6 protein-coding genes and 2 pseudogenes are annotated in these 6,528 nt (G+C 37.5%); 1 reads left to right on the top strand and 7 read right to left on the bottom strand.

What is annotated here, in order from left to right; all coding sequences use genetic code 11:
* Window positions 1-358: pseudogene (locus tag OCV53_RS12095) on the bottom strand (quinate/shikimate dehydrogenase); the annotation flags it as partial.
* A gap of 68 nt (window positions 359-426) precedes the next feature.
* Between OCV53_RS12095 and OCV53_RS12090 the strand changes: the two are divergent.
* Window positions 427-933 (top strand): AraC family ligand binding domain-containing protein, encoded by a 507-nt coding sequence (locus tag OCV53_RS12090; protein ID WP_055198539.1) that lies wholly within the window; start codon window positions 427-429, stop codon window positions 931-933.
* Window positions 934-1,014: 81 nt separating this feature from the next.
* Here OCV53_RS12090 and OCV53_RS12085 read toward each other — a convergent pair whose 3' ends face one another.
* The 6 genes and pseudogenes from OCV53_RS12085 to OCV53_RS12060 form a co-directional block, all read right to left on the bottom strand.
* Window positions 1,015-2,034: a TRAP transporter substrate-binding protein gene (locus tag OCV53_RS12085; protein WP_055198537.1), complete on the bottom strand. Its 1,020-nt coding sequence runs from the start codon at window positions 2,032-2,034 to the stop codon at window positions 1,015-1,017.
* Between the two features lie 16 nt (window positions 2,035-2,050).
* The gene (locus tag OCV53_RS12080; protein WP_055198535.1) at window positions 2,051-3,340 is read right to left on the bottom strand and encodes a TRAP transporter large permease; all 1,290 of its coding nucleotides are present in this window, start codon (window positions 3,338-3,340) and stop codon (window positions 2,051-2,053) included.
* A complete protein-coding gene (locus OCV53_RS12075) occupies window positions 3,341-3,838 on the bottom strand; it encodes a TRAP transporter small permease (protein WP_055198533.1) in 498 nt (165 codons plus the stop codon).
* Window positions 3,839-4,032: 194 nt separating this feature from the next.
* The gene (gene aroD / locus OCV53_RS12070) at window positions 4,033-4,800 is read right to left on the bottom strand and encodes a type I 3-dehydroquinate dehydratase (RefSeq protein ID WP_055198531.1); all 768 of its coding nucleotides are present in this window, start codon (window positions 4,798-4,800) and stop codon (window positions 4,033-4,035) included.
* Window positions 4,801-4,873: 73 nt separating this feature from the next.
* Window positions 4,874-6,067, bottom strand: a complete 1,194-nt coding sequence (locus OCV53_RS12065) for an MFS transporter (protein ID WP_055198530.1) — start codon at window positions 6,065-6,067, stop codon at window positions 4,874-4,876.
* Window positions 6,068-6,109: 42 nt separating this feature from the next.
* Window positions 6,110-6,528: pseudogene (locus OCV53_RS12060) on the bottom strand (quinate/shikimate dehydrogenase); the annotation flags it as partial.

The raw sequence follows: 6,528 nt of genomic DNA, 5'->3' as shown, positions 1-6,528 counted from the left end.
CGCCCAGAATTTATCTTTGATATTGAAGATTGACATTTCTTTGACACCATCTAATGCAGCCTGGATTTCGATTGCTGTAGAAGCTCCACCAGCACCAGCGATTGTCATTTTTTTACCGATCACGTCGATATCGTTGTCTTTTAATGACTGCATGTATCCGATACCGTCTGTGATGTGTCCGATTAATTTTCCGTTGTCATTTACGATTGTGTTAACAGCTCCTGCCATTTTAGCAGCTGAAGATAACTCATCTAAGTACTGTCCTACCACTGTTTTGTTAGGCATAGACAAGTCCTAATGTTGCGAATGCTTCGTTGTGCATTGCAGGTGAGCTTGAATGTCTGATTGGATAAGCCATTAATCCGATCAATTCTGTATGTCCTGTAATTCTCTCAAATCAACCTTATATTTATCATTCACCCTATTATGTTTTTAGAAGAATACCCACAGCAGACTAAACCACCCGTTTTTGAAAATGATCAGTATGCAAAGATCACTCGTCTGTCCCATACTTACAATAATCCAAACTGGAGTTATCAATACCACCTTCACAAAAATGAAACAGAAGTTATTTATATTGCAGGCAGCAAAGGAACGTTCAGCATTAACACAAACTTTTATCATGTCTCCAAAGGCGATATCTTGATCGTAGAAAAAGGAACGATCCATTCTCTGATTTCAGATAAGGATGCTCCTCTTGACTGCTGGACTTGTGCCGCATATGAAAGCAGGGATTCATATGCCATTGATCGAAGAAAAGATTCTTCCTTCGCACAGAATATTTTGATCTATATCAATGAAAATTATAACAAAAAAATAACTTTAAAGCTGCTTTCTGAACATTTTCATATCAGTGCCGATTATATCAGTCATGAATTTCGTAAAATCTATGGAATCTCTCCTCTTGAATTTCGCGAAAAATATAAGAAATAATCTATATTTTTGCATACAAAAAGAAGCATGTACTTTCGTCTTACATGCTTCTTTCTTAAAATTCATCCTATTTTTACACAATTATTTTTCTACACCGCTTAAATATGCATTATAAATATCCTTTGAAATATTCTTCTTGATCGCATCATAAACTGGCTGTGCTTTTTCTCGCACTTCTTTCTGTGTTTTTGCATCTAGTTTCACAATCTTTGTACCACTATCTTTGATAATCTTGATACGATCTGCAATTCTCTTATCAGATGCTTCTCTTGCATATTTCTTCGCTATCTGTGATGCCTGATCAATGATCTTCTGCTGATCTTTTGACAAACTGTTATAAAATTCATCACTGACGATCAGTGAAATATAATGTGGCAGATGGTTTGTCTCTACGACATAATCCTGCTGTTCATATAATTTGCTGGAAACAATAACTTCGTAAGGGTTCTCCTGTGCATCGATCGTTCCCTGCTGAAGTCCAATATAAACTTCACTGAATGTCATTGGTGTTGGGTTTGCTCCAAGTGTCTTCCAGAACTTCAGATGGTAACTATTCTCCATTGTACGGATCTTCTGTCCTTTGAAGTCTTTAATACTTTTAACATTCTTGTTTGTAGACATAACACGGAATCCCTGATCGGCATATCCAAGAAGTTTATATCCACCTTTCTGATATACCTTCTCCATCTTCTTATAGAATATCGGATTATCTACAGCTTCTCGTGCCTGTTTGATCGTTGTAAATGCACTTGGTAAGTCAAATACAGCTGTATCTGGAAGAAAAGTTACCTGTGGTGCTGTATTCTGTACAACAAATGGGATATCTCCATCTTTACAGCTTTCAAGAAGTTCTCGGTCTCCTCCAAGTGTACTGTTAGGATAAACCTCAATCTTCATCTTCCCATGGCTTAATTTAGAAACTTCTTTTGCAAATTTCTCTGCATATAACTGTGTAACTGTATCTTCCGGACTGGAAGTTCCAAGCGGCCATGCATATCTTTGTACTTCATCTTTACTCTGTTTCTTCTTGCATCCAGATAAACTGAATAATAAGACTCCCGCAAGAAGAACAACAACGGATCTTTTTATGATTTTTCTCATGAAATCCTAAACCTCCTTATAAAAATGCCAGACTGATCTGCGGAATAAATGTGATCAGAAGTAATGCTACAAGGAAACAAACGATTAAAGGCATTGCTTTTTGTGCAATCTTCATCACCGGGATATCCGTTAAGGATGATGCCACAAATAAGTTGACTCCAATCGGTGGTGTAACGAAACCGATGGCAAGGTTTACAACCATCATAACACCAAAATGAATTGGATTCATACCGATTGCTGTGACAATTGGTAATAAGATCGGTGTTAAAATAAGGATCGCTGGTGTTGTATCCATGACCATTCCTACGATCAGTAAGAATACATTGATCACAAGTAAGATCACAACTTTATTATGGAAGTTACTTAAGATCCACGCACTAATGGACTGAGGTACACGCATTAAAGTTAATACTCTTGAGAATGCAATGGATGCTGCTAAGATAAACAGAATTGGTGCATAAGTTCTCACACCTTCTACCATGATTCCCCAGATATCTTTAAATTTCATGGATTTATAAATAAATAAGCTGACTACTAAAGAATAAAATACGGAAATAACCGCTGCTTCTGTTGGAGATGCAACTCCAGTATAAATACATCCAAGGATAATAACCGGACTTAAGATTGCAAAAAAGCTTTCTTTAAATACTCCGATAAATCCTTTCGCATGCAACTGATCGATCTCTGCTGCAATCTTTTCCTTATCTTCTCCATGTTTTTTACAATAGTAAATGGCATAAACCATCAATAAAGCACCAATTAGTAATCCTGGTACAACTCCCGCCATAAACAGATCACTTACAGATTCTCCAGATGCCATACCATACATGATAAACGGAATACTAGGCGGTATGATAACCCCTAGTCCACCGGCTACTGCTACAATTGCCGTTGTAAATGACTTATCATATCCTAAACGTACTAAGATTGGGATTGTCATACTTCCTACCGCTGCTACGGTTGCAGGTGCTGACCCTGAAATTGCTCCATAGAATAAGCAGGTAACAATCACTGCACAAGGCATTCCTGCTGTTAATTTTCCAATAAAAAACGCAAAAACGTCAAAAATCTTCTTAGAGATTCCTCCTTTTGCCATGATCATTCCAGATAATACAAACATTGGAACTGCAAGCAATGGGAAACTATCGATTCCTCCAAGCATAGAACGAATGACAAATGTCCCGCTTGCTGTAAATGATGGATCAAATGCTCCTGGAAGTACAGATACGATCCCAAGGGCGATTGAAATCGGAATTGCAATGATCAGACAAATAAAGAAGAGTAAAAATACGACTGCTGCTGACATTTATTTATCCCCCTTTTCTTTATCATCTTTACGGATCACAATCTTAAATTCAATGATCCAACGCTGAATAATACGAAATGCTACTAAAACAAAACTAACTAGTGGTGCTGCCTGAATATAATACATTGGAATCTGACAGGCAGGGCTTACCTGTCCACTTTCAAATGCACTCTTTAAGTAAAGAACTGCAAATGGAATCAAATACAAAAACAATGCAAGTTCAATTGTGTGATTCACCACTTTGAACAATGCCTTCCCTCTTCTTGGGAACATTGCTACAAACTGTTCAATTTTAATGGAAATACATTTCTTAGTACAATAGCTGACGCTGATAAAACCTGACCAGATAAATAAATATCTCGTCAGTTCCTCTGACCAAGAGAGAGAAGCTCCAAGTGCATATCTTGCAAATACCTGGATTCCCATGATCACTGTCATTGCAATCAGTAATGCTACCATTAAAAATTCTTCCAGATTCTCATCAAGCCATTTTAGCATGATTCACCTCTTTCTACTTTCTATAACAAAAGTCTTTATTTTCACAAACTATGGCAAAACTTTAACAATTTGCTCTACTAAATTATACATAAAAAATAGGATTTCAGCAAATATTTTTTATGTATTTAAAAAAGAGGAAAAGAATAACCAAGAATCTTCTCCTCTTCTGCATTTAATTTTTAAAGATTCAGTTCTTATAATCCCTGATTTTCATGAAGGAACTGAAGCATATTATTTAAGTCGTTGACTGCTGCCTGTCCAGGTGCAGATGCTTTCTTCGCTGCTCCAAATGTTAAAGCAGATCCGAACACTTCACCGCAAAGACGGCTGATCAGTCCTGTTCCTGCCATAGACATTGTGATGATCGGACGATCTGCATGATCTGTATACATTTCTTCTGTTGCACAAAGAAGTGTTAATACGTCACGTCTGCAAGTTGGCATAACTGCGATCTTAGGGATGTCAGCACCAAGTTCCTGCATTTTGCAAAGTCTTCTTACGATTTCATCTTTTTCAGGTGTTTTGTCAAAGTCGTGGTTAGATGCAACAACTTTTACTCCACATTCATGAGCAGCTGCTACAATCTCTTTTACGATTTCGTCGCCTGTAAATGCTTCTACATCTACAAGATCAACATATCCTGTTTTTGCAGCCGCAATGTTTAATTCTTTGTAAGGTTGGGCTTCGATTGCTTTTTCTCCACCTTCTTTTGATGTACGGAATGTGAAGAGGATTGGTGTTTCACCTAAAGCTTCTCTTAAATCTTTTAATACGTCTTCTACTTTATCGAATTCGAACACTCCTTCGAACCAGTCAACACGCCATTCAACAACGTCTACAGGGATGCTGTCAAATGTTTTCGCTTCTGCGATAATCTCATCTTTTGTAACACCTACGATAGGTACACAAATTTTTGGAACTCCGCTTCCGATTTCAATATTTCTTACTTTTACTGTATTCATTGACAATTTTCCTCCTATTGTCTGAATGCTCTCCCGAAGCAAAAGCCTCGGGAGTTCATGTTACCAATACTAATTAATTTTTAGATGCTTCTTCTGCATTCTTTAATAATACACCATAACGTACGTTTACGAAAAGTGCTAATAAGATTCCGATTGCTGTAATTACGATGTTCATCATGATTACACTTGTAGATGTCATCTTCGCAGCTGCTGTTAAGATTGTGTAGTTACATAAGCTTGATGCGATCATAACTAAACTTGTGATAGTTCCTTTGATTTTAGGGAACAGATCATTTACAACGGCTGTAGCCATCTGAAGGACTCCACCTGCTGCTGCATATCCGATGACGAATGCTCCAACGTAGCAGATCATAGGTGTCTTAATAATGTAAACTAATGCTAACATTACAAGAGAGATTGCTGGATAGATAACCAAGAATCTAACCTGTTTGAATTTTGTGATCAATGCACTTGTTACGAATAATGCTACCATTGTACCTGCAGAATAGTATGTCTGCATAACAGATACATTCTGAGATGGGATCTTCGCAATTTCAGTACCAAATGTCTGAGCACAGTTTAACCATAACTGGAATGTTGCTGTACTTGTGAATCCGATCAGGATTAATGCAATACTCTCGATAGAGAAATGCGCATTCTTTAAATTGCTGATGAAAGATTCTGATTTACCACTTTCAGATGCCGCTGGGAATGGTGCAAAGATTGCTAAGATTCCAAGGATACCGATGCATACACCTGCTACGACTGGAAGCATTAAGTATGACATGCTTGTTCCTGCTACAACACCTAAGAAGAAAGGCATTAATAACTGTGCAACGGAAATAAAGAATTTGATTCCCATTGTTGCAATACCTGTATATTTGTAAATGATTTCAGTTACAGCTGGGTATGTTGCTGTATCCAAGAATGAGTTAGCGATACCACCAAGAACGGCTGCTACATAAGCAATTGTTGTGTTTGGTGAGAATGCGATTCCTACTAAGAAGATAACGTATGAAGCACATCCAATGATCACTGATAAACGACGTCCTAATTTGTCAGATAAAGGTCCTGCAAATGGAAGGGAGATCAAACGTCCCAGTCCTAATGCTGCTGCAATGGATGTTACTGCCATAACATCTTTTAATCCCCACTGACTTGCAAGCATTTCTTTTACTACCTGCTGACTTAAGATTGAGCACCCGATTCCATGAATGAAATAGTTCAGATAAAGAACTAAGGCACTTGGTATGTATTTTTTATCCATTTTTATAATTCCTCTCGTTTGCTATATGGTTATGACTAAACTCTAGTCATATTTGATATCTAATACTTCTTTCATATGGTCAATTGGCATATGTTTTCCTGTCCATAAGTGGAAAGCAGCGTCTCCCTGGAATAACATCATTCCAAGACCGTTCATTGTCTTACATCCAGCTTTCTTAGCAAGTCTTAATGTTTCTGTCTCTCTTGAAGTGTAAACTGTATCTGTTACGATCAGGTCAGGACGGAAAAATGTTTCATCAGGAACAACAGACTGTCCTTCTAATGGTTTCATTCCTACACCAGTTGCCTGTGCGAATAAGTAGCTGTCTGCGATCTCTTCTCTTAATTTTTCTTTGTCATCAAGATCATAAAGGTTTACGATACAGTCTGTGTTTTCACGAATCTTTTTCACTGTTTCTTCAGCGTTCGCCCAGAATTTATCTTTGATATTGAAGATTGACA

Source organism: Anaerostipes amylophilus (genome assembly GCF_025567365.1).
GTDB lineage: Bacteria > Bacillota > Clostridia > Lachnospirales > Lachnospiraceae > Anaerostipes > Anaerostipes amylophilus.
Note: the sequence above shows the minus strand (reverse complement) of the source record. Positions and strands in the feature narration are given on the sequence as shown.